The sequence below is a fragment of the Sneathiella sp. genome, from assembly GCF_036960985.1.
Taxonomy (GTDB): domain Bacteria; phylum Pseudomonadota; class Alphaproteobacteria; order Sneathiellales; family Sneathiellaceae; genus Sneathiella.
On record NZ_JBALWD010000004.1, the window covers coordinates 160772 to 184889 of the forward strand.

At 48.4% G+C, this 24118-nt stretch carries 17 protein-coding genes and 1 pseudogene; 11 read left to right on the forward strand and 7 right to left on the reverse strand.

The genetic code is table 11. The annotated features are described in order from the left end of the window. Positions 1 to 120: 120 nt before the first annotated feature. From V7723_RS03800 to V7723_RS03815, 4 genes are all read right to left on the reverse strand, one after another. Complete coding sequence (locus V7723_RS03800) at positions 121 to 2535, reverse strand: GcvT family protein (protein ID WP_335683104.1); 2415 nt, start codon at positions 2533 to 2535, stop codon at positions 121 to 123. Between the two features lie 142 nt (positions 2536 to 2677). Next, a complete protein-coding gene (locus V7723_RS03805) occupies positions 2678 to 4513 on the reverse strand; it encodes a BCCT family transporter (RefSeq protein WP_335683105.1) in 1836 nt (611 codons plus the stop codon). A gap of 275 nt (positions 4514 to 4788) precedes the next feature. Beyond that, the gene (locus V7723_RS03810; RefSeq protein WP_335683106.1) at positions 4789 to 5943 is read right to left on the reverse strand and encodes an aromatic ring-hydroxylating oxygenase subunit alpha; all 1155 of its coding nucleotides are present in this window, start codon (positions 5941 to 5943) and stop codon (positions 4789 to 4791) included. 111 nt (positions 5944 to 6054) lie between these two features. Beyond that, on the reverse strand, positions 6055 to 6945 hold the full coding sequence (locus V7723_RS03815) for a LysR substrate-binding domain-containing protein (RefSeq protein ID WP_335683107.1): 891 nt from the start codon (positions 6943 to 6945) through the stop codon (positions 6055 to 6057). 149 nt (positions 6946 to 7094) lie between these two features. Here V7723_RS03815 and V7723_RS03820 point away from each other — a divergent pair, with 149 nt between their 5' ends. The 6 genes from V7723_RS03820 (at position 7095) to xylA (ending at position 14992) form a co-directional block, all read left to right on the forward strand. Then, positions 7095 to 8489, forward strand: coding sequence for a M20 family metallopeptidase (locus tag V7723_RS03820; RefSeq protein ID WP_335683108.1), 1395 nt, complete (start codon positions 7095 to 7097; stop codon positions 8487 to 8489). 416 nt (positions 8490 to 8905) lie between these two features. Then, positions 8906 to 9976: a LacI family DNA-binding transcriptional regulator gene (locus tag V7723_RS03825; RefSeq protein WP_335683109.1), complete on the forward strand. Its 1071-nt coding sequence runs from the start codon at positions 8906 to 8908 to the stop codon at positions 9974 to 9976. Between the two features lie 13 nt (positions 9977 to 9989). Continuing rightward, positions 9990 to 11045 carry a sugar phosphate isomerase/epimerase family protein gene (locus V7723_RS03830; protein ID WP_335683110.1) on the forward strand — a complete coding sequence of 352 codons (1056 nt, stop codon included), beginning with the start codon at positions 9990 to 9992 and terminating at the stop codon, positions 11043 to 11045. Next, on the forward strand, positions 11045 to 12187 hold the full coding sequence (locus tag V7723_RS03835; RefSeq protein WP_335683111.1) for a Gfo/Idh/MocA family protein: 1143 nt from the start codon (positions 11045 to 11047) through the stop codon (positions 12185 to 12187). The genes V7723_RS03830 and V7723_RS03835 overlap by 1 nt, the downstream gene beginning before the upstream one ends. Positions 12188 to 12196: 9 nt before the next feature. Then, complete coding sequence (gene xylB, locus V7723_RS03840; protein WP_335683112.1) at positions 12197 to 13657, forward strand: xylulokinase; 1461 nt, start codon at positions 12197 to 12199, stop codon at positions 13655 to 13657. A 21-nt stretch (positions 13658 to 13678) separates the two neighbouring features. After that, complete coding sequence (xylA, locus tag V7723_RS03845; protein WP_335683113.1) at positions 13679 to 14992, forward strand: xylose isomerase; 1314 nt, start codon at positions 13679 to 13681, stop codon at positions 14990 to 14992. Between the two features lie 21 nt (positions 14993 to 15013). On the opposite strand, the gene V7723_RS03850 is transcribed toward xylA, so the two are convergent. After that, positions 15014 to 15835, reverse strand: a complete 822-nt coding sequence (locus V7723_RS03850; protein WP_335683114.1) for a dienelactone hydrolase family protein — start codon at positions 15833 to 15835, stop codon at positions 15014 to 15016. A gap of 120 nt (positions 15836 to 15955) precedes the next feature. Here V7723_RS03850 and V7723_RS03855 point away from each other — a divergent pair, with 120 nt between their 5' ends. Beyond that, positions 15956 to 17587, forward strand: coding sequence for an acyl-CoA synthetase (locus V7723_RS03855; RefSeq protein WP_335683115.1), 1632 nt, complete (start codon positions 15956 to 15958; stop codon positions 17585 to 17587). A 19-nt stretch (positions 17588 to 17606) separates the two neighbouring features. Here the strand turns inward: V7723_RS03855 and V7723_RS03860 are convergent, their stop codons facing one another. Next, the gene (locus V7723_RS03860; RefSeq protein WP_335683116.1) at positions 17607 to 18956 is read right to left on the reverse strand and encodes an NAD(P)H-dependent oxidoreductase; all 1350 of its coding nucleotides are present in this window, start codon (positions 18954 to 18956) and stop codon (positions 17607 to 17609) included. 199 nt (positions 18957 to 19155) lie between these two features. Between V7723_RS03860 and V7723_RS03865 the strand changes: the two genes are divergently transcribed. After that, the gene (locus V7723_RS03865; protein WP_443024183.1) at positions 19156 to 20103 is read left to right on the forward strand and encodes an MBL fold metallo-hydrolase; all 948 of its coding nucleotides are present in this window, start codon (positions 19156 to 19158) and stop codon (positions 20101 to 20103) included. Between the two features lie 54 nt (positions 20104 to 20157). Here the strand turns inward: V7723_RS03865 and V7723_RS03870 are convergent, their stop codons facing one another. Further along, on the reverse strand, positions 20158 to 20793 hold the full coding sequence (locus tag V7723_RS03870; protein WP_335683118.1) for a helix-turn-helix domain-containing protein: 636 nt from the start codon (positions 20791 to 20793) through the stop codon (positions 20158 to 20160). A 233-nt stretch (positions 20794 to 21026) separates the two neighbouring features. Between V7723_RS03870 and V7723_RS03875 the strand changes: the two genes are divergently transcribed. The 3 genes and pseudogenes from V7723_RS03875 to V7723_RS19745 form a co-directional block, all read left to right on the forward strand. Further along, positions 21027 to 23477 carry a GcvT family protein gene (locus tag V7723_RS03875; protein ID WP_335683119.1) on the forward strand — a complete coding sequence of 817 codons (2451 nt, stop codon included), beginning with the start codon at positions 21027 to 21029 and terminating at the stop codon, positions 23475 to 23477. Positions 23478 to 23571: 94 nt separating this feature from the next. Next, positions 23572 to 23823 (forward strand): hypothetical protein, encoded by a 252-nt coding sequence (locus V7723_RS03880; protein ID WP_335683120.1) that lies wholly within the window; start codon positions 23572 to 23574, stop codon positions 23821 to 23823. An 84-nt stretch (positions 23824 to 23907) separates the two neighbouring features. Then, a pseudogene (locus V7723_RS19745) lies at positions 23908 to 24054 on the forward strand (IS3 family transposase); the annotation flags it as partial. Positions 24055 to 24118: the final 64 nt, after the last annotated feature.

Here is a 24118-nt window from a genome sequence, read left to right on the forward strand (position 1 = left end):
CTTATCTCCATTCTTGTTTGTTTATTTGTTCGGGAGAAAATGTATCTGTCTTTTATATCGGGCTTGTTCCTCTCAATCTAGCCTTTCTTTGCGCGTCGAGACAATAGCCGGTGATAAGCTTCAGGCTCTGAGCTTTTCTCCCGAGGGATCAAATGGGGGCTCGGCCAGAATGATGGCTTGATGTGGCTGTCCGAGAATATAGACCTCAAGTTTTGTGCCCGGCTGTGCCTGATTAGTTTTGATAAAGCCCAAGGCAAGAGATTTTTCAACGGAATACCCATAAGCGCCAGAGGAGACCCGGCCAACCGGCGTTCCATCGATAAGGAAGATAGGCTCACCACCGGTGGCGTCAGCCTCTGCCACCTCAATCTCCATGATACAGAGCAGCTCGCGCGGCGCATTGTCCTGAAGTGCTATATAGGCATCCTTGTTCAGGAAGTCCTTGCCGGTCTTGATGAGTCGATCGAGGCCTACTTCTTGTGGCCAATATTCTGGGGAGTATTCGCGGCTCCAGCTGCCATATCCCTTTTCGATCCGCAGCGACATCAGGGCGCGGCTGCCAACCGGTCCGGCATTAAACTCTTTGCCTGCCTCTAAAAGCGCTTCATACAGCGCCTCTTGGTCGTCAGCTTTGCAATGCAGTTCCCACCCCAGGTCACCGGTAAAGGAAACACGGATAGCTATGAGCTTGATCCCTGCCAGTTCGATATGCTGGGAGCGCATGAACGGAAAGGCCGCGGTCGACAGATCAGCGTTAGTCAGGCGCTGTAAAATATCTCTGGACAGGGGTCCAGCCACGTTAAAGCCGCACATAGCTTCAGTCCGGCTTTGGAAAACCGTATCGTCCGGCAGGGGAACCGCGTCGAAAAACCGTTTATGGTATCGTTCCGCCATGCCGGATCCAACGATGAGAAATTCGTCTTCTGCCAACCGCGTCACAGTGAAATCACCGGCGATACCGCCGCGCACGCCAATGAGCGGGGTTAGGCAGGAACGGCCGACGGCTTTAGGTATTTTGTTGGCAAAAAGGTTGTTGAGCCAGTCTTCTGCGCCAACGCCCTTCACGGAATATTTGGCGAAATTGGAAATATCAATGATACCGGCCCTGTCACGTAGCATCCGGCATTCACGCCCCACGGGCTCAAACCAGTTTTGCCGGGTAAAACCGTTGGTGTCTTTTTCGCCGGGTGCCTCCGCAAACCACAGCGGATGCTCCCATCCGTAATTGAGGCCAAAAACAGCACCTAAACTTTTTTGGGTTTCGTAGACGGGGCGGGCACGCGCCGGCCGGCCGGCCGATCGTTCTTCATTTGGGAAATGGATGGCGAACCGATTGGCATATTGATCTTCGACTCGGGCTTTCGTGAATTTTTTATCTGCCCAGCTTCCGAACCGCGCCATGTCCCAGGCGAACATATCAAGATGGGATTCCCCGGTAACAATCCATTCTGCCGTCAACATTCCGAGACCGCCGGATTGGGAAAATCCAGGGATGATGCCGTTGCAGCAGAAATAACCAGATTTTTCCGGCACAGGCCCGAACAAGGCATTTGAATCCGGTGACCAAATCATCGGCCCATTGATAACCCGCCGAACACCCGCATCCGCAGCGACCGGTACCCGGTCCATGGCACGCATCACATTGTCCATGATCCGCTCAAGGTCATCGGGAAACAGCTCATGACCAAAATCACTGGGGGTTCCGTCTTCTGCCCAGAACCGCACATCCTTTTCATAGGCGCCGATAAGAAGGCCATTTCCCTCTTGGCGAAGATAGTATTCACCATCCCTATCAGCAACAGAGGGCAACCGTCGATCCATCTTTTCGATGTCGACAATCGCTTCCGTCACAAAGTACTGATGTTCCGTCGGAAGAAGAGGCAGTTCGACACCCGCCATCGCTGCGACTTCACGGCCCCATAAACCGGCCGCGTTGACGATCCACTTGGTGCGAATATCACCTTTGTCCGTGCGAACGATCCAGCTGCCATCGGGCTGACTTTCTGTCGCAGTGACGGGCGTAAATCGGTGAATTTCAGCCCCGTTTTGGCGAGCACCCGCGGCATAAGCCTGCGTCACACCGGAAGGGTCTACATTACCGCCATCCGGTTCAAACATGATACAGCACACGCCGTCATAATTGACAAGCGGGTGTAAAACCTCGGCTTCAGCGCGCGTGACTTCATGGAAATTCATATCATAGTATTTTGCTTTGGCCGCTTGCAGCCGCAATTGATGTTCACGTGCCTCTGTTTGCGCTAGATAGAGCGATCCCGGCTGGAAGACACCACACCCTTGTCCCGTTTCTTCTTCCAACTGTTTGTATAGATTCATAGTGTAATGCTGGATGCGGCTGATGTTGGTTGAATCATGCAAACCGTGAATATTGGCAGCGGCGTGCCAAGTAGACCCGGAGGTTAGTTCATCACGTTCCAGCAGGACAACATCCGACCAACCGAGTTTAGTCAAATGATAGAGGATGGAACAGCCGATTACTCCGCCACCTATGACAACGACCTGCGCGTGGGATCTCATATTTGGGCCTCAGCACTCATAATGAAGGAAATATGGGGATGTCCTCAATTGGACAAGATGTTTTTATAAACTGATCAGGTTAGGGTCAGCATGAATATGCTGACCCTTGTCGTAGTTTCTTAAATGCGAAAGCGCATCGACATTATTCTGCCGGTTGTTCCGCCAACGCGGCATGCTTGTCTCGCATCCCATCTCTGTAAAGCGCTTTTATCAGCGAGATACACATAAGGCCCATGACAATGGTAAAGGGCAGGGCACCAATAATCATGGCACTCTTCAATGCTTCCATTGGATCCGCTCCCCCGTTGGTTTTACCCGCAATCAGTAATGTGCCGATAACCAAAGTCAAGATAACGCCCCAGACAATCCGGTGCTTTATACCGGTTTCTTGAGCGCCGCCGGACATAATCGTATTCATCACGAGAATACCTGAGTCAGCAGATGTCACCAGGAATGTCATGATAAGCACAACACACATGATGGTAATCCCTGTAAGGAAACCACCATCGATCATGGCACCGAGCGTCACAAACAGCTTGGCTGTATTGGATGCTCCAATAATGGCACCGCCTGCGCCGCCAGTAAGCTCCAGATCAATAGCCGTACCACCAAGGATCGTCATCCAGGCAAAACAAACCATGGCTGGCGCGAAGACACACCCGACGATAAATTCGCGAACACTCCGGCCCTTAGAAATGCGTGCTAGGAACAAGCCAACAAATGGTGAGAACGCGATCCACCACGCCCAATAGAAGGTTGTCCAACCAGCTTGCCAACCGAACTGACGTCCGTCATTGCCGGCTGCATAAACAGCCGCCAGAGTTTCTTCTGGAAGCGCCGCCGCTGCGCCTTCAAGACCTGATTTAAATCCGTCAAAAGATCCCCAGGCATTGGTTGCACCCGCCATCAAATCTCCTGCCAGAGGCTTTGCAGCTTCGGGCAATGCGCTGGCAAAGGCGTCAGCAGATTGAGGCCCGTAAGCACCGAAACTCAATGAGACAAAGTTCAGGATGTAATCAACGAAAGCCGTTCCATATGTAGTCATCGCAAACACGAATGAACCGAATATAACGAACGTCATGAGGAGAATTATCGACAGAACAAGGTTCAAATTCGACAGATACTTCACGCCACGTCCAACACCAGAGACAGCCGAAATAATAGAGAGCCCCATGATAACGAGCAATCCAGCAATGAGCCCGACGGTGCCGGGGGCTGGTGCGTCGCCTGACATATCCATCATCCAGTCCATGCCGGTAATTGCATACATACCGTCAATAAATTGACTGACACCAAAGCCGATCGTCACGGAAACGCCGAGAATGGTGGCAACAACGCCGAGAACATCCACAATATGGCCAAGAACACCGTTCATGAGCTTCCCGAAGAGGGGAGTTAGAGCGGATCGGATGGTCAACGGCATGTTACGAGTATAGGCGTAATAAGCGAGGGAAAGTCCCGTCACCACGTAGATCGCCCAGGCATGAAAACCATAGTGCAGGAATGTATATCGGTAGCCGCTGGTTAGGGACGCTTCCGTGTTCGGCGCAACCGCACCTGCTACTGTGACCGGGTTTGATCCCCAAAGGCCAAGAGGTTCTGCTGTGGCAAAAACCATCAGGCCAACTCCAAGTCCGGCGCCAAACATCATGGAAAACCATGAAAAGTTCGAAAATTCCGGTTTCTCACCAGCCGGGCCCATAATGCGCTTTCCAGTTTGCGGAATGACCGCAACGACCAGTAGGAAGAAGGCGAAAAACCCGACAATGACGATATAGAAGACGTTGAAGTCTTCGAGTAATTTCCAATTGAGGCTGCCAAGGACACCGTTCGCATTTGCTGGCCACATAAGCGCCCAGATTACAAGAGCGGCCATGATCCCCTTACTAAGCACCGCGATCTCGACGCTATGGCCTTCATAAAAACCAGATCCGGATTTATTGATATCCAGATCCGTAAACGGCGGTTTTATCGACATAATACTTCTCCCCTGTTTCTAAGTAAATCTTACTGTTATCTCAATAGCTTGCAGAGAGATTCTATGTCTCTTTTACGCACCATCCATTTGTATTTTACCATACTATTTTAGTTTTTTTGCATGTTTTCACTGGTTCAAATCCGACACATTGTTCCTTCATAAAACCTGTTTCATTACCTGAATTTTCGCGGTCAAGTGATATATATTCCAAAGAATTACAATAATAATAGAATTTCCAATGTCTTTTTTCTAAGCTTGTGGGAAGCTATTTTTATCTATTCCATTCGGTTTTGTTTTACTTGAGACGCTACCCAGTGATGAAAATTATGGGTCGGACCATCCATGGCCGGAGAGAATTTCCCGCCATCAAACAAGTCGCCTTTGCGGCCTTTCTGCATGCCCTCTACGACGAACAAATCTTCTTCGAATATACCTTTCCATTGCTCCGCATTTTTCGCTATCAATTTGGTATAGGCTGGATCATTTTGACAATCTTCGGGGTAGTAGATTTCTACATGCTCTACGGTTCGATCGATGCCAACGGGTTCTAGCAATATCGAATAATAATGGTCTCGATGTATCCCCATGAGGATATTTGGGTAGACGGCTATATACTCTGCACCCTCATTCCACTGGTTGCTCAGATTTTCGAAATCAGGAAATACCTGACCATCATCATCTTTAAGCTGCCTATAAACATAGGTGCCCTGCCCGGAATATGCGCCCTGCACTTCTATATGATAGTGATCCTCAAGTCTTGAATAGCTGTTGAGGCCCGGGTGAATCCACGGAAGGTGGTAGGATTCACAATAATTCTCGACGGCCAGTTTCCAATTCGTTTCTACTTCCAGCTTGAAAGAAGAGGTCTTGCCACCATGAAACATGGGTTGGTCAAATTCTTTCCAGCGGTCTAGAAGATTTTTGTGAACTTCTTCAAATTCAGGTGCGTCACCTGAGATATTTACGAAGACAACATCTTTCCAAACATGGGATCGGATGCGAATAAGGCCAAGTTCATCACAATTAATATCTTCATGTGTATTATTCCCGGGGCCACCGACATGGGGTGTAGAGCGCAAACTGCCATTTAGATCGTAGCACCAGCTATGATACGGGCAGCGGATGGTGCCGCGGATATTTTTTGGCTCATTTACGAGGATCATACCACGGTGTCGACAGGTGTTTTGAAACACCCCGACTGTTCGATCTCGGTCTCGGACCATAAGAAGCGGCATGCCCAGAAAGTCAATTGGCTTGGCGTCTCCGGGGTTCGGAACATCAACGCCAAAACCAATTCCTGGCCAATTTTTGAACAGAACAGATTGTTTTTCTTCTGCAAACATCTCTGGTGAAATGTAATGCTCGTTTGGAAGCCCCTTCGCTTTGTTTACCGGGACCAACACTTGATTGATAGAGGAATGCTGTGTCATTTAAAAGGCTCCCATCAACTATGATTTCCGGGAAACTTTGCGCCAAATAATGCTGATGTTCAACATCAGTTAAATTCCATGTTGGATCAAAAAAACTAAACTTGCTTTTGTTCAAATATGCTCAAGCAACCAATCCCGGAGGAGCTTCGTATTGTCGCTGAGCATGTCTTCACTGTCCGTAATAATATAAAAGGAATGTGGTGCGGTTAACACATGCGGGCCAAATGGAATGAGCTCCTTCTTTTCGAGAAGTGGCCGTATTAATCTTTGCCAGCCAAGGACAATTCCGGCCCCATCCTGCGCGGATTGTAGCGCGATGGTATAATTATTTACATGTATACCGGCTGCAATCTCACCTGAATAGCCGAGTTCTCGAAACCAGCTTGTCCAAGTTGTCCAGCTCTCATCCTCCGCTTCTGTGTGAATAAGTGGCATTTGAGCGAGGGCTTCTAAATCTGCTCCGGCAAACTTTCTTGCCAAAGTCGGACTGCAAATTGGGACCAGATGATCGCTGAAAAGCTTTTGATGGGTTTTGTTGGTATCCCTACTCTTGCCGTATTTTACTCTCAAATCCACGCGTTCGCCTCGTTTCGGCGCATGATCGGAAAGCAACTGGTTAATTGGAATATTGCCATGTTCTTTCCAAAATCGCGACAATCGTGGCGTTAGCCAAAGCGAAGAGACAGCTGTTGTTGCCGCAATGGTGACGGAATGATCGAAATTCGTTCGGCGCAAATGAGACAATGTGCTCGAAACATCCGAAAAGCTTCTTTGAAGGGAAACAAAAAGCCTCTGACCGTCTTTCGTCAGGCCGATACCTCTATGCTTACGCTCAAACAAGGCAATTCCGAGCTCGCCTTCAAGTGCTTTAATCTGGTGGCTTACAGCGCCAGGCGTGACATTAAGTTCTTGAGCCGCATCCTTGATACTCAGGTTTCTTGCGGCGCACTCGAAAGAAGCCAGTGTATTGAGTGGGGGAAGATTATAGTACCGCCTGGCCATTGGCTGCTCACAGTTAGGTTGCTTTCGGCAAGTGTGATTATTTTTGTGGTTGAAAGCGAGTCAATTTTCAGGGAGCCTGTTACTAGTACAAAAGAGATGTCTCTAAGTGAGAGCATAAAAAGCAAAAACAAATCGAAGGAAATAAAAAAATGACCCGGGAAGCAGCCATCGGCAGCGTAGAAGAATATTTTGATCAAGGCGATTTCTATGAAGACCTGGCGCGTCGCATCGCTATTCCCTCAACAAGCCAGGATCCAGAGAAGAGACCAGCTCTCTACGCCTATTTGATTGAGGAAATTGGTCCCTGCCTTGAAAAAATGGGCTATGGCATTTCCATTCATGAGAATCCCGACCCTATCGGCGGACCTTTGCTTATCGCCGAGCGCCACGAAGGAGATGATTTAACAACAGTCCTGACATATGGTCACGGCGATGTTGTGCGCGGGCATGAAGGAAAATGGCGTGACGAGCGTTCACCGTGGAAAATGGAAAAACAGGGGGATCGGTGGTACGGGCGTGGAACCGCAGACAACAAAGGCCAGCATTCAATTAATATTGCGGCTTTGGCCCATGTTTTAAAAACAAGGGGATCTCTTGGCTTTAATTCCCGCATCCTCATTGAAACTTCAGAAGAAACCGGCTCGGCCGGATTGCGGGAGTTTTGTCAGGCGCAGAAAGCGGCGTTGGCAGCAGATGTGCTAATCGGATCTGACGGGCCTAGATTAAGACCCGATGCACCCACTCTATTTATGGGGACGCGCGGCGCCATAAATTTTGAACTAACTATTAATCTCCGAGAAGGTGGGCATCATTCCGGAAACTGGGGAGGATTGTTGTCTAGCGCCAGCATCCGTCTTGCGAACGCAATTTCGAGTATTGTCGATAAAAAAGGAAAAATTCTTTTAGCGGGACTAAAACCTGCAGAGATTCCTGAGTCTGTTCGCCAGGCGCTCCAGGGTTGTTCCATTGAGGGCGGGGAAGGGGCACCGGAGGTTGATCCGGATTGGGGCGAGCCTGGTTTAACGCCAGCAGAACAAGTCTTCGCTTGGAATAGTTTTGAAGTTCTAGCGATGAAAGCGGGCGATCCGGAAAAAGTTGTGAATGCGGTGCCGCCGCGCGCTACTGCCTGGTGCCAAATTCGGTTTACCGTCGATAGAGACCCGGATACTTTTTTATCCATCATTCGCGATCATCTGAATCAGCATGGTTTTGACGATGTCGCTGTCGGTCAGCAGGAAGACGGGTTTATGATGCAAGCCACCCGTTTGTTGCCAGATCATCCTTGGGTGCAATGGGCCTCAGCATCCATTGAAAAGACCATGAAAGTGCCACCAGTAATTCTACCAAATCTCGGAGGGTCACTGCCAAATGATGTTTTCTCTGACGTCATCGGTATGCCAACTATTTGGGTGCCACATTCTTATGCGGCATGCTCGCAACATGCGCCCAATGAACATGTACTGGCACCAATAATGCGCGAAGGGTTGCAAATGATGACGGGTCTATTCTGGGATATGGGAGACGGAAAAACACCGGTTAAATAAAATATTTTGGAAAATGCCAGTTAATGGGCTGAGGGTGAATTACCAGTCAATTCAAATCGGATTTCTTTGATTAAGAACTTAATTCTAATTATAAATATATAGTTAAAAGAAATTTATAATGTAAATTATTAAGTATTAAATCGTATTTTGAGGTTGAATATTACTGTAATTTTGGCTAATGAGGCTTCAAAATTAACTTACAACAAATCAGATTTTTCTCAGTTTTGAGGTACGCACCTCAAAAAATGATGGACTTGACAGATGTACCTCAATTAGACTGCCTTCAATAAAAAAATATGGTTCACCATACGGATGTCGATTGAAGTGCCTTCTTGGAGAAAGCCGTGATTATGAGTAGAAAGTCAAATCCATGGCGTTTCTGCCCGATGTTGATTGGGGAGGCGTAAACGACGGAAATGGGAAAGCATGGACGCAATATAGGCTTGAAACCGACCGTAAATGACGTTGCTCGGGTGGCTGGTGTTAGTCTTGCCACGGTGGACAGGGTCCTAAATGGCCGTCCAGGCGTCCGAAACGTTACAATTGAACGCGTTTATGACGCTATTCAGGAACTCGGTTATGTCCGGGACACGGCAGCCGCAAATTTAGCGCGAGGGCGGGTCTACAATTTTCAATTTCTATTACCGCAAAGTAATAATGAATTTGTGACATCGTTAGAACACCAAATTATGGGCATCTCCAAGGTATTGGCTTTGGAGCGGACCAAGATAAGTTACGAGAAAATCCCGGCGTTTAATCCGCAAGCATTGGCCAGTATTCTGTCCCGAATGGATCCCGAGAATGTAGACGGAGTTGCGATCTTTGGGCCGGAAACGGCGGCGGTCAAGGAAGCCATAGATCAAATCAAGAAACGTGGCATGTCTGTTATCGCCCTTGTGTCGGATTTGCCGAGCTCTGAACGTGATTATTTTGTCGGAATTGACAATCTTGCGGCCGGACGGACGGCAGCGCAACTGATGGGGCATTTTCTACCGAATGGCCAGGGTAAGGTCTTGGTAATAACGGGGTCAATGCTCGCGCGAGATCATTTGGAGCGCAGGCAAGGCTTTGATCAGGTCATCAATGAAAGTTTTGGCGGGGTCGACGTGCTGTCCTCTCTGGAGGGTCGGGACGACCCGGATCTGCTGGAAAAATTGTTGCCCGGTGTTTTCGCCAAGCATCCCGATATCACCGGTATTTATTCTTCGGCTGCGGGAAATGCCGGGCTCATCAACTTTCTGCGAAAAACGAGCCTCGACGATAAGGTCATGGTTGTTGCTCATGAACTCACAGCCTTGTCACGTGAAGCACTTGAACATGGGTCATTCAATGCCATTATTTCACAAGATACAGGTCATTTGGTCAGAAGCACGATCCGCGTGCTACGTGCGAATGTCGACAATTTGCCAATTAACCTTTCGCAAGAACGTATCAGAATTGACGTTTATCTTCGTGAAAACATGCCGCCTTTAGACGAAAAGATTTAACAGGGAGAAAATAATGAAAACGATAAAAGGTCCATCACTGTTTCTAGCCCAATTTGCTGGCGACGAGGCACCATTCGATTCATGGGACAATATAACCAAATGGGCCGCAGAATGCGGGTATAGCGGCGTGCAGGTTCCCAGTTGGGACGCACGATTATTTGATCTGTCGACGGCATCCACCTCGAAAGATTATTGCGATGAGTTTGCTGGCCAAGCCGCGGCAAACGGTATCCAGGTAACCGAACTCTCGACGCATCTGCAAGGACAGCTGGTCGCTGTACACCCAGCTTATGATGCAGCATTTGATGGGTTTGCCGCACCAGAAGTTCATGGAAACCCAAAGGCGCGTCAAGAATGGGCAGTCAATCAGGTGAAAATGGCGTTATCCGCATCAAAGAATTTAGGAATGACAGATCATGTGACGTTTTCCGGCGCTCTGGCGTGGCCCTATATTTATCCATGGCCGCAACGGCCGGCAGGGCTTATCGATACTGCCTTTGACGAATTGGCCAAGCGCTGGCGGCCATTGTTGGATCACGCAGAAGATTGCGGCGTTAACGTATGTTATGAAATTCATCCCGGCGAAGATTTACACGACGGCATCACTTTTGAAATGTTTCTGGAAAGGGTCAATAACCACATTCGCTGTAACATGCTGTATGATCCGTCACACTATGTTCTGCAATGCCTCGATTATCTCGATCATATCGATATTTATAAAGACCGTATCAAGATGTTTCACGTCAAGGATGCGGAGTTTAACCCGACAGGCAGACAAGGAGTTTACAGCGGATATCAGCCTTGGGTCGATCGAGCTGGACGGTTCCGTAGTTTAGGAGACGGGCAAGTCGATTTCGTGTCTATTTTTTCCAAGATGGCGGCGAATGATTTTGATGGTTGGGCAGTTGTCGAGTGGGAATGCTGTCTCAAGCATCCTGAAGATGGCGCACGTGAAGGAGCTCAATTTGTCAAAGATCACATTATTCGAGTGACCGAACGGGCATTTGATGACTTCGCAGATGGCGGCACAGATGAAGAGGCCAATAAAAAAATGCTGGGGATTTCGTAATGACGGCGGCTGGACGTATTCGCCTGGGAATGGTTGGCGGCGGTAATGACGCATTTATTGGCGGGGTGCATCGGATCGCATCCCGGATTGATGGAAAGTTCGATTTGGTAGCGGGTGCCCTATCATCGACACCGGAGAAGGCGCGGGCATCGGGTGAAGCGCTTGGGTTGGCGCCGGATCGAATTTATGGTGATTTCAAACAAATGGCAATCCGCGAAGCACGCCTCAAAAACGGTGTTGAGGCAGTGTCGATAGTTGCGCCGAACCATGTGCATTTTGCTGCCGCTCGTGAATTTCTAAAGCGCGGTATTCACGTTATTTGTGATAAACCTCTGACATCCACTTTAAGGGATGCAAAGAAGTTAGTGAAAGTTGCAGACGCTTCAGATGCTTTGTTTATCCTTACTCATAATTATACCGGTTACCCGATGGTGCGACAGGCTCAAGAAATGATCCATGCAGGAGAGATTGGAGCCATCCGTGTTGTTCAGGTTGAATATCCTCAAGACTGGCTAACCGTTGCCGAAGACAATAAACAAGCGCAATGGCGGACCGATCCGGAGAGAGCCGGGGCTGGTGGTTCTACAGGGGATATAGGAACACACGCGTTCAATCTCGTTAGTTTTGTTACTGGCCTGGAACTGGATAGCTTGGCAGCAGATCTACAGGCTTTCGTTCCCGGGCGAGCCGTGGATGACAATGCTCATGTAATGCTGCGTTTCAAAGGCGGTGCACGCGGCATGTTATGGAGCAGCCAGGTTGCGCCCGGAAATGAAAACTCCTTGCGTATCCGTGTGTATGGCGAAAAAGGCGGATTGGAATGGGCACAAGAGGACCCCAATTATCTGTGGCATACGCCCTTTGGTGAACCTAAGCGCCTGATAACCCGAGGGGGAGCCGGTTCCGGAGAAGCTGCAGCACGGATGAGCCGGATCCCACCCGGTCATCCTGAAGGATATTTAGAGGGTTTTGCAAATATTTATGGCGAGGCTGCCGTGGCAATTATTGCAGCGCGCTCAGGTGAAAAATGCCCCCCTGAGGTTATTTATCCAACTGTTCAGGATGGATTGCAGGGTGTGCAATTTATCGATGCCTGCGTCAGGTCATCAAAACGTAACGCGGCCTGGGTGTCATTTAATTAGGGAACGCAAATGTATTTGGGGCTGGACATAGGAACATCTGCCGTGAAGGCGGTTATTTGCGACGAAGATCAAGATATTGTTGCTCTGGCAGAAGTTCCGTTGGAGATCAGCAGGCCAGCACCGTTGTGGTCAGAGCAGGATCCGCTGGATTGGTGGAAAGCGGTGTTAGGAACTCTCGGTCTACTGCGACAACAGAATGCATTGGCTCTAGCGTCGGTAAAATCAATTGGCGTTGCCGGCCAAATGCATGGCGCCGTTCTATTGGATAAAGCAGGCAATGTCTTACGCCCCGCGATTTTGTGGAATGATGGTCGAAGTGCAATCGAATGTCGGGAAATGGAATCCCTTGAACCAAATCTAAGGGAGGTTTCGGGCAACATTGCAATGCCTGGTTTTACAGCTCCAAAACTTTTATGGGTTGCAAAAAATGAACCCGAAGTCTTCGAGCAAGTAGTCAAAGTTCTACTGCCCAAGGACTATATTCGTTACTGCTTGACCGGCGACTACATTGCCGAGATGTCAGATGCTGCTGGCACGCTCTGGCTCGACGTCGCACAACGAAAATGGTCTGAAGAATTGTTAGCTGCAACGGGTTTGTCTCTAGAACACATGCCAACGCTTATAGAAGGAACTGACATTTCGGGCACCGTAAAACCCGAAATAACGGACGCTTATGGGTTATCTAAAAATGTAGTCGTTGCAGGTGGTGCCGGCGACAATGCTGCCGGCGCCGTTGGAATTGGCGCAGTAAAGCCAGGACATGCTTTTTTGTCACTTGGGACGTCGGGCGTTTTGTTTTTAAGCAATGACCAGTTCATGCCCAACCCTGCAGATGCTGTTCACGCTTTTTGCCATTGCCTGCCAAATACCTGGCATCAGATGAGTGTCATATTAAGCGCAGCGAGTTGTCTGAGCTGGGTGACGAAACTGACGGGTTCAAAGAACGAGGCGGACCTTCTCAATGCGGTGGCGAATACCGATGTTCGTGATGATCTCCTTTTCTTGCCGTACTTATCGGGAGAAAGAACGCCTCATAACAATCCTAATGCGAAAGGCGTTTTCTTTGGACTTTCTCATGATAGTGACTCCGCCGCTTTGGCAAGATCAGTCCTTGAAGGTGTGGCCTTTGCTCTGGCGGACGGAAAGGATGCGCTATTGGCAGCAGATGCCAAAATCGACCATATTTCAGTAATTGGCGGCGGAGCACAAAGTGATCTTTGGGGCGAGATACTGGCGACGGCACTGGATCAAACTCTTGTTTACCACAAAGGCGGTGAAATGGGGCCGAGCTTTGGTGCGGCGCGAATTGCACGGCTCGCTGTTACTGGCGAAGACGTTTTAGATATTTGCGTACCTCCGGAAATTCGCAAAGTAATAGAGCCAGACTTGCAGCAGAAAGAAAAAATGCAAGCTAAGCATCAACGATATCGGCGTCTTTATCAGGCGCTGGAACATGAATTTAAACAATGATTTGAGCGGCGAGGGAGCGGCATGAGCGAGTTCTTTAACAACATAAAAAAAATTAAATATGAAGGCCAGAATACTGAAAATTCGCTGGCATATCGATTTTATGACGCAGATCGGATTGTAATGGGCAAGCGTATGGAAGATCATTTACGGTTTGCCGTGTGTTACTGGCATACTTTCTGTTGGGAAGGGAATGATCCGTTTGGGGGAAAAACCATGTTCCGACCCTGGTTCGAGCGAGGGGATCCCATGCAGATGGCGGAACTCAAAATGGATGTGGCGTTTGAATTTTTTGAAAAATTGGGCGCTCCTTATTTTTGCTTTCATGATCGCGATGTGGCACCGGAAGGTGATACATTAGCGGAGACCAACGATAACCTCCGTCGCCTGGTTGATAAAATGGAAGGCAAGATGGAGGCCACGGGCAGGAAACTACTTTGGGGCACCGCCAATTTATTTAGCCATCATCGCTTCATGTCCGGTGCAGCAACAAATCCCAATCCTGAAGTCGTTGCCTATGCCGCGGCACAAGTTCTTGAAGCACTTGAATCTACGCATCGATTGGGCGGAGAGAATTATGTCCTCTGGGGGGGACGGGAGGGTTATGATTGTTTGCTCAATACGGACTTAAAACAAGAAATAAACCAGCTGGGCCGCTTTTTGAACTTGGTGGTAGAACACAAACATAAAATTGGTTTCAAGGGGATGGTTCTGATTGAGCCCAAACCACAGGAACCAACAAAGCATCAGTACGATTACGATAGCCAATCCGTTAATGCGTTTTTACAAAAATATGGTCTGGAAAATGAGGTTAAAGTGAACATCGAAGCAAACCACGCGACCTTGTCAGGCCATAGTTTCGAGCATGAAATTGCCTATGCCGCCGCCAATGGTATTCTCGGGAGCATTGATATGAACCGGGGGGATCCGCAAAACGGCTGGGATACAGATCAGTTTCCGAACAATGTGCCAGAGATAACCCTGGCGATGTATTACATTCTTCAGGCTGGTGGGTTGACGTCAGGCGGATTGAATTTTGATGCGAAACTCCGCCGTCAGTCAATTGATCCGGCTGATATGTTCCATGGCCATATCGGAGGCATGGATGTGTGCGCCCGAGGGTTGCTCAATGCGGCGAAGATGATTGAAGAAAATAAACTGAAACAAGCAGTCACGGATAGATACGCTGACTGGGAAAGTGAATTAGGACAGGGATACCTGAACGGAACCCTGTCCTTGAAGGATTTGTCTGAACGTGCCATCCGCGATAATCTCGATCCGAAACCTAGATCTGGTCGGCAAGAAGAACTTGAAAATCTCGTTAACCGCTATTGCTAGCCAACTTTTCTTCGTAACTGTCTAAGCCTTTAGATTTCGGTCGAAAAGAGCTAACATACGCTCCCAATGCCTTTCTGCCGCTTGTTTGTGGTAGATTGGTCTTTCAGGGAACGCAAATCCGTGGCCAGTGCCGGGATAGACTTCAACCCGACAGTTGATACCAGCTTTTGCCATTTCTTCGGGAATGCTTTTGAGAAGCGGGCCGGGCACGTACACATCTTCTTCGGCAAAGGCGAGATAAAGCTCCCCTTTAATTTTATGTGCGCTGAGATGCGGCGAGTCGGATTCTTCGGTTTGAATTCCAACGCCATAATAAGACGCGAGGGCAGCGAATTCGTCCGGGTAGGTGGCGCCGATACCGACGATATATTTTCCGCTCATACAGTATCCAACGGCGCCGACGGGACCCTCTTTTGCTTGCAGATCATTTGTAATGAAATCAAGCATTGGCCGCGTATCGGCGACAATTTTTTCTGTAGTGGCGGCGTTCATCATGTCGAACATCTTTTGAAGTTCGTTTTCGTCTTCCCGTATCCGTGTGCGCTCAAATCCATAATTATCCTCGCGGCCCCAACGATAATACAAATTCGGTAAAATCACATAATACCCTGCGGTACCAATGCGTCGAGCCATATCTCGTAGTTCTTCGCGTATACCTGGCGCATCCATATACATAATGACAGCGGGAAAAGGTCCACCTTCTTCCGGGTGGCAGATAAAAGTATCCATGTCCCCGTCAACAGTGGCAATATTTGTTTCGAATTCTTTCATGCGTTCTGCTTTCTGATCGTGAGGTAAAAATGACGTGTAATGATACAGTACGCGGATAACTGACGTCGTCAAATCATGATCTTGATCCTACTTCCCATTCATCAAATTTGTCATGCTTCTTGAAAATAAAGTCAGAGAAAGTGTAGGCTGTTGAAAATTATGTCGAGGGCGCGACAACTCTGGGAAAACAGCATGAATCTAGAAGCGGAAAACAGAAACTATCAAACAGCCAAATCATCTTACAGTCTGAATATTCCAGATGATTTTAATTTTGCCTTTGATGTTATTGATAAGAAAGCTGAGGATAGAACAAAAGTAGCGGTTATCGCGGTCTCGCGAGATCATTCAAAAATAGAAGAGGTAACTTATGACACCTTTTCGAAAGATTCCAACCGCCTTGCAAACGCGTTTATGGCCCTTGGTATTGACAAGGGTGATTTCGGCTGTGTTGTCATTGGCCGTATCCCTGCGTGGTATACAGTGTTGTTTGCCTGTATGAAAATAGGCGCGATTTCCATGCCAGGCACCAACTTGTTGACGGCCAAGGATTTGGCATACCGTATTCAGCGATCCAATGCACGGTTCATTGTTGTCACACCGGAACATTGCCCTAAATTCGAAGAAGTCCGTGATCAATGCCCCAGCATCGAGCATTGTATCGTCATTGGTGGTTCATATCCGGGCTGGTTGTCCATGGAAGATTTGTTGAATGAAAATTCGGCGGAAATAGATCGTACGTCGCTTCCAGCGACACAAGCTGCAGATATGATGATGGCTTATTTCACATCGGGGACAACCTCCATGCCTAAGATGGTACCCCGGGATTTTGCCTACGGCCTTGCGCATGCGTCGACGGCACTTTTCTGGATGGATCTTCGCGATGGCGATGTGCATTGGACTTTAACGGATACGGGCTGGGCGAAAGCGGCCTGGGGATTAATCTTCCCTCCCTTATTGGCGGGTTCGAAAATTGTTTTGTATGACGGCGAAGGGGCTTTTGATCCTATCTTTCACCTAAAGATGATTGAAGACCTCGGCGTATCGACCTTCTGCGCACCGCCCACTGTTTACCGGCTGTTTGCCCAGCAAGACCTTACTCCTTATGATTTTTCCGGCCTTCGTCGTTCACTGGGTGCCGGAGAGCCGCTTAATCCGGAAGTGATCCGGTTCTGGGAAACACATACAGGAAATGTCATTGCTGATGGATACGGGCAAACTGAGACAATTAATATTGTCGGCAACTTTCCAGGCATGGAAATTCGTTACGGATCTATGGGAAAGCCGGTTCCGGGATTCGATGTAGATATCGTTGATGACGAAGGGAACCGGTTGCCGGACAATGAAGTTGGCCATATCGCCGTAAACACTTCTGGTGATTGGCCACCGGGTTTGTTCGACGGATATTATACGGGTGAGGCTCCGGACAAAGGCTCCTTTAGTCATGGATGGTATTATACCGGAGACACGGCGAAACGGGATGCCGACGGGTATTTATGGTTCGAAGGAAGAGCTGATGATCTAATTAGTTCGGGCGGCTATCGGATCAGCCCCTTCGAAGTTGAAAGTGCTCTTTTAGAACACCCTGAGGTGGTTGAAAGCGCTGTAATCGGAGTACCTGACAGCACACGCGGCGAGCTTGTTAAGGCCTATATTATTCTAAAGGATCCGGGCCAGGCGAGCGATACTTTGAAAGCGGAAATTCAGGACTTCTGCAAGAATTTGACGGCGCCGTATAAATACCCTCGAAAGATGGAATTTGTAACAACCTTACCGAAAACCATTTCAGGTAAAATCCGCCGGGTTGAATTGCGGGAAGAAAACTAAGCCAAAGACAGGTTTGTATTTAGCTGTTGGGCAAGGAGAAGGCGGCTTCCATTTCGCGGCGAAATTTGACGGTTGTATCGTTTTTGTCAATTTCAACATCGTCCCAGGAAAGTCGGCTGCCTTTCGCAATGTCGTTTTTCAATCGAATGCCTGAAGCCAAACCAAGCGGCAACCCGCCGGCGGCCATGGAATCAGCGGCTGGCATTTGCTTGCCCCAAACCATAAAGCCGCCTTCGCCATCCAGAATTTCTCCGGCTTTTAAATCACGTTTTGCAGTGGACACAACATCAGAGTTAAAGCATGTCGGCGCGCCAGTAGGCTCATTGCGGCAGGCCGCCGAAGCGACAGAAATACCTAGTTCCATTCCGATCATATGTGTCGGCCGATAAAGAGCGGCATAGTGGTGGCTTTTGTCTGGAAGCATATGATATTGCTTAAAACATTCGCGGGCATAATCTGTTTCACCTTCGATAACGACGAAGGTCCCCATCACGAGATGAGCAGGAACATCTGTTCCATCGCGAAAGAGGGAAGATGCAACTTCAGTTGTGCCAGTTCGACTTAATATCCCGCCTTTTTCCTGAGGCTTAAAGGTATCTGCAAGTTCAAATCGACTGGCGGGCGGGAAACTCAAACCGCCCGACTGGGGAACCAACCCCGTGGCATTGCAAACTGCAGTCATCTCGATACCAGATTTTGTGCCATCCAAGAAAGAATTGAACATTTTGGGATTAATATCGCTATCTTCATCAACCTCTAAGTATATTTTCAGTGTGTCCCAAACAGTGTCAGGTGTCAGCCCATGGTATTGCGGCAGGTAGCGGGTTCCTTTTCCTGCGCACGTAACCGTAAAACCGCACGCTCGAGCCCAATCCACATGCTCACAAATCAGGGCTGGTTGGTCACCCCAAGCCAAGGAATAAACTACACCTGTTTGTTTGGCTTTTCTAGCCAGTAATGGGCCTGCAAGCGCATCAGCTTCAACATTCACCATGACAATGTGTTTGCCGTTCGCAATGGCTTTCAGGCAGTGTGCGACGCCGGCATGTGGATTTCCAGTTGCATCTATCACGACCTCAACTGCCGGATGGGCGATCAAGGCATCGACGTCTTCTGTGATAAAGGTTGTTCGGCTTTTCGCGGCATCATCAAGGTTTTGGGCGGCTATTTGTTCAGCAGGCCAGCCGGCGAGCAAGCAAGCAGCCTGACCGCGAACAACCTCTAATTCGGCAATGCCTACAATATGCATCCCTGTCGTCAACCGCGCTTGTGTTAAAAACATCGTCGCAAATTTTCCAGCACCGATTAAAGCTACGCCAACCGGCCGATCCTTTTCGGCTCTTTGTTTCAGTAAATGATGTAGGTTCATTACGTGCTCCTTGTCGGCAGCTTTTATGATTGACGGCAAAACCTAACAAATTTGGAAGCACAACGCTATCTTAACTCATCATATTTTGGTCCGCCGGATTTACGAACAAAAGAAAATTTTCTTGCAATCGAATGGTAAGAGAGGCCACTATTTTTCGGTGATTTCAATACGGGAACGTAAGACGAGGGGGAAAAAAATGATGAGGATTTCACTTTATCTTGCAGTACTAGGCATCAGCCTTATCTCTACAGTGATGACGAGTGCGATGGCAGCCAATGTCAAAGTCACGGCACTGGGAGGGCAAGAAGGTGAGTTTTGCCGATTAGATCGTGCCTTGTTGTTTGAAGATCCTGATGGAACGCGCTTACTGTATGATCCCGGCATGACGGTGGCTGGGCCTGAGGATCCAAGGTTGGGGATAATTGATGTTGTGTTGGTCAGCCATATGCATGGCGATCAAGTTGGCTCTCGCCACAATGCCTTACCAAACGCCGGTAGTTGTGCGATGCCGGATCTATCTGTTGCCGCAGTCCCTAATACGAATGTGGTTAACATCCTCCTTGCCAAGAATGCCAAGATTGTGACGGGGAGTGAAATGCCGGCCTTTTTTGCAGGTAAGTTGAAAGCGCTAGACGGTGACCCTAAGAATTCGCTTTTAGTCCGGTTTGGTGCCAGCAAAAAGATTGGAGGGGTGGAGATTGCAACTGTTCCAGCTGTCCATAGCAATGGCGTCTCCCCAAGTTTTATTGGTGGAGAGTTAGGTGAAGCGATGGCCGCCGCAGGCATTGGTGGTCATGTTGTGCGTTTCTCCAACGGCCTTGTGGTCTATTTATCGGGTGATACAGGCATTACAGCAGAGCAAGAGCTGGTCGTTCGAAAATTCTATAAAGCCGCGCTTGCAGTAATAAATATCGGCGATACCTTCACCACCGGCCCAACGGAAGCGGCCTACGTCATTAATGAATTAGTAAAGCCGATCTATGTCATTGCTTCGCATGCCAATGAAGAAGCCATTCGTAATGGAAAAGTACGTCCGGGCACGAGAACAGAGGCTTTTCAAAAGACGGTAAAAGTACCAGTTCACATTCCTCTAAGCGGGAGTGTCATGGAATTTGATGGCATCGGAACATGCGTTGCCGGATGTTAGTCTCCATTTTAATAAAATTGGGCACGGTGTTAGATCGCTGTGCCCAAACCATTTTTAATAGGCTGGTGGGCTGATAATCCAAATTACTTCGGCGTCTATCTCACCGTTATTCTCACAGCGATGTTGGCCAGCGATGGGAAGCGAAAAGCTATCTCCTGTACTTAAATGAAATTGCACGCCATCTATCCAGATGTCTAGAGATCCGCTCAGTAAAACACCGGCTTCTTCTCCTGGTCGCGTGCGGACTTCCTCTCCTGTAGATGCGCCAGGTGCAAATATAGTTCGCAACATTTCGAATTGACCGGTCAACGTTGGCGAGAGCAATTCTTCCGTTACACCGTTTGGGTCGAGCTCAATCACGCGACGATTATCTACTCGGACAATAATATCGCGCTCTTCAGTCGGTGCAATTCCTTGCCCCTGAAAAAACCAGTTAATTTGAACTCCAAGAGCGTTGGCAATTTTCTGCAAGCTGGTAATTGATACGCCTGACAGGTTTCGCTCAATCTGGCTAATATATCCATTAGACTTGCTTATCCGTATTGCAAGTTCGGAAATAGTTAAGCCCTGTGCCTTGCGTAATTGACGAACCTGCGCACCAACAGAGGAGGGAATGTCAGCGTTGGATTGCTCCCCAAATGGTTCATGCTGGCCGGTAAATCCGATTTTTTTTGTAATTGATTTCTTCATGTTGGTGTTCGGTTAAGTTGCCTTAGTCAAAATTGCGATTGCAGAGTCACCAATTTGCAGCGCTGTCTTGTACGACAGTCCTACATTATCGGCATTTTAGCCCACATTCAAATAAATTGAAATTATATTAGTATAACTAAAAAAAACTATAAAATTTTCATTTTAGGAGTACTATTTGCTATCAAGGCCGGACTAAGGGCCTCATTTCATTTATTTGGCTCGAGGTTTACAACATGACAAAGACAATCCCCCAGCACTCACAAATCGTAATTATTGGCGGGGGCGTTATTGGGTGTTCCGTCGCCTATCATCTGGCCAAGCGCGGCTGTACAGATGTTGTTCTGCTGGAACGGAGTCAACTGACTTGCGGTACCACATGGCATGCGGCTGGATTGATTGGTCAAATGCGGGCGACCAACAACATGACCCAGTTGGCAAAATATACTGCGGAGCTTTATGCGGGCCTAGAAGAGGAAACCGGGCAGGCGACTGGATTTCAGCAAACAGGTTCCATGTTTGTTACGGCGAATACGGATCGGCTTGAGGAAATTAAGCGCACCGCGTCTATGGCGACTGTCTTCGGTATTGAATCCCATATGATTTCACCATCGGAAATAAAGGATTTGTGGCCGTTACTTGCGACGGACGATTTGATTGGTGGTTTGTTTTTACCGACAGATGGTAAAGCAAACCCTGTCGATATCACATTGGCCTTGGCTAAAGGCGCGCGTTCCCGTGGCGCGAAAATATTCGAAGGCGTCAGTGTCACGAATATTCTGAAAGAAGGTGGCAAGGTAACCGGGGTTGAAACTGACCAAGGGCCGATCAACGCTGAAATTGTTATTAATTGCGGCGGCATGTGGGGGCACGAGCTGGGTCGTATGGCAGACGTAAATGTACCACTACACGCCGCAGAGCATTTTTATATTGTTACGGACCCTATGGAGGGCTTGGCGCCTAATGCGCCTGTCGTTCGGGATCCTGATGCTTATGCTTATTACAAGGAAGATGCCGGAAAGCTGTTGTTAGGATGTTTTGAACCTGTTGCCAAACCTTGGGGGATGGATGGAATTCCAGACAGGTTTTCTTTTGATCAATTGCCGGATGACTGGGATCATTTCGAGCCCATTCTCGAATTGGCCTTGCAACGGCTTCCGGCGTTGGAGACTGCAGGTATACAATTGTTTTTTAATGGGCCAGAGAGCTTCACGCCTGATGATCGGTATTTATTGGGAGAGGCACCGGAGCTTAAGAATTTCTTTGTCGCCGCCGGATTCAATTCCGTAGGTATCCAATCGGCTGGTGGGGCGGGGCGAGTCCTGGCTGATTGGGTGTTGGATGGCTATCCCCCTATGGATCTATGGGATGTGGATATTCGCCGAATGATGCCTTTTCAAACCAATCGTAAATATCTTCGTGATCGTACAGTCGAATCTCTTGGGCTTTTATATGCAATGCATTGGCCATTTCGGCAGGTTGAATCTGCACGTGGCGTCAGGAAATCACCCCTTTATAACAGCTTGAAATCTGCTGGCGCCTGTTTTGGCGAGTTGGCAGGGTGGGAGCGCCCTAACTGGTATGCACCTGAAGGTGTCGAAGCTAAATATGAATATAGCTATGGTCGCCAAAACTGGTTTGAACATAGTGCGGCCGAACATAAAGCGGTGCGCGAAGCAGTCGGTTTGTTCGATCAGACATCGTTTGCGAAATACGAACTAAAAGGGCGGGAGGCAACACAGGTTCTCAATAAGATTTGTGCGAACGATATCGACGTGGACATTGACCGGATCGTCTATACGCAATGGCTCAATGATCGGGGCGGAATTGAGTCAGATCTGACGATCACCCGTCTTGCAGAAGATCACTACCTAATTGTGACGTCTGGTACCTCACAAATTCGAGATTTCAGTTGGCTGGAGAGAAATATTCCAGACGGGGCACATGCAATTGCAACAGATATGACATCTGCATACGCGGTGCTTGGCATCATGGGACCAAATTCTCGAGCCTTGCTCTCCAGTCTGACTCCGGACGATATGTCTGATGAGGGATTTCCCTTTGCGACTAGTGCGATGATTGACTTGGGCTACGCTAGAGTACGTGCCGCTCGAATTACCTATGTAGGTGAACTTGGCTGGGAACTTTATATCCCCATGGAATTTGTTCAGGATGTATACGATAGCATCATTGCTGAAGGTAAAAATCACGGACTTGTGCATGCTGGTTACCACGCCCTCAATTCGCTGCGGATGGAAAAGGCATATCGCCATTGGGGACATGATATTACTGATGAAGATACACCGCTTGAATCCGGCCTCGGGTTTGCTGTTAAAATGGACAAACAAGGTGGTTTTATCGGCCGAGAAGCTTTGGTCGTACAAAAGGAGAATGGGTTAAAACGACGCCTGGTACTTCTGAAACTCGATGATCCTGAACCACTTCTTTACCACAATGAGCCCGTGTACAGGGACGGAACACTGGTGGGTTATATAACCTCGGCAATGTATGGTCACACAATCGGGGCTTCTCTGGGCTTTGCCTATGTTGATTGCCCGGACGGGGATACGACGCCTGCATACATTTTGGCAGGTGATTATGAAATAGAAGTTGCCGGTGAAAGGTTTTCTGCCAGTCCATCTTTGAAGCCTTTGTATGATCCTAAAATGTTAAAAGTAAAAACCTAATATCGTACGACAGTCACATTAATCGGTTTTGAAATCTGTGTAGATTGGCGCAGGTACCATAAAAATTAGGCGCCTCTTTTTACGGATTTTGAATATGACTGTATTTGACACTGTACCGATGGCAGCACTTGCTGATTGGCGACGCCAGATCAATGATCTGTATACCGAAATACGATTAATGAATAACCCGGTTGCAGCGTGGATGCATTGGCAGAAAACACGATCCTTGTTATTCAAGCATCACGATATGTCCCCGATACTTGCGGAAAAAAGAAGCGAATTCAATAAGATAGAATTGTTTTCCTATGATCCCGCATTGCGTTTTTTCGTGACTCTTCACCCTTAACTGTTTGACGTCAACGCCTATGGAACAACTTAGCGGCATTGCATAAGAGAGGGTTTTTGGTTCATCGTAATGACCGTTAAGGGAATGAAGACGAAACAGAAATCTCAGACAAGACAGACGGGTGCAGCCAAGGTAATCAAAGACTTTGGCCGAGCTACACGCAAGCAATACTCCGCAGAAAAGAAAATCCGCATTGTGCTAGAAAGATTGCGTGGCGATGAGACCATCGCCGCGAGGCACGTGAGCTGAAAAGAAGTCGTTGCCGAGCAGGTACTAGAGCTCCGGCTTCTCAAAA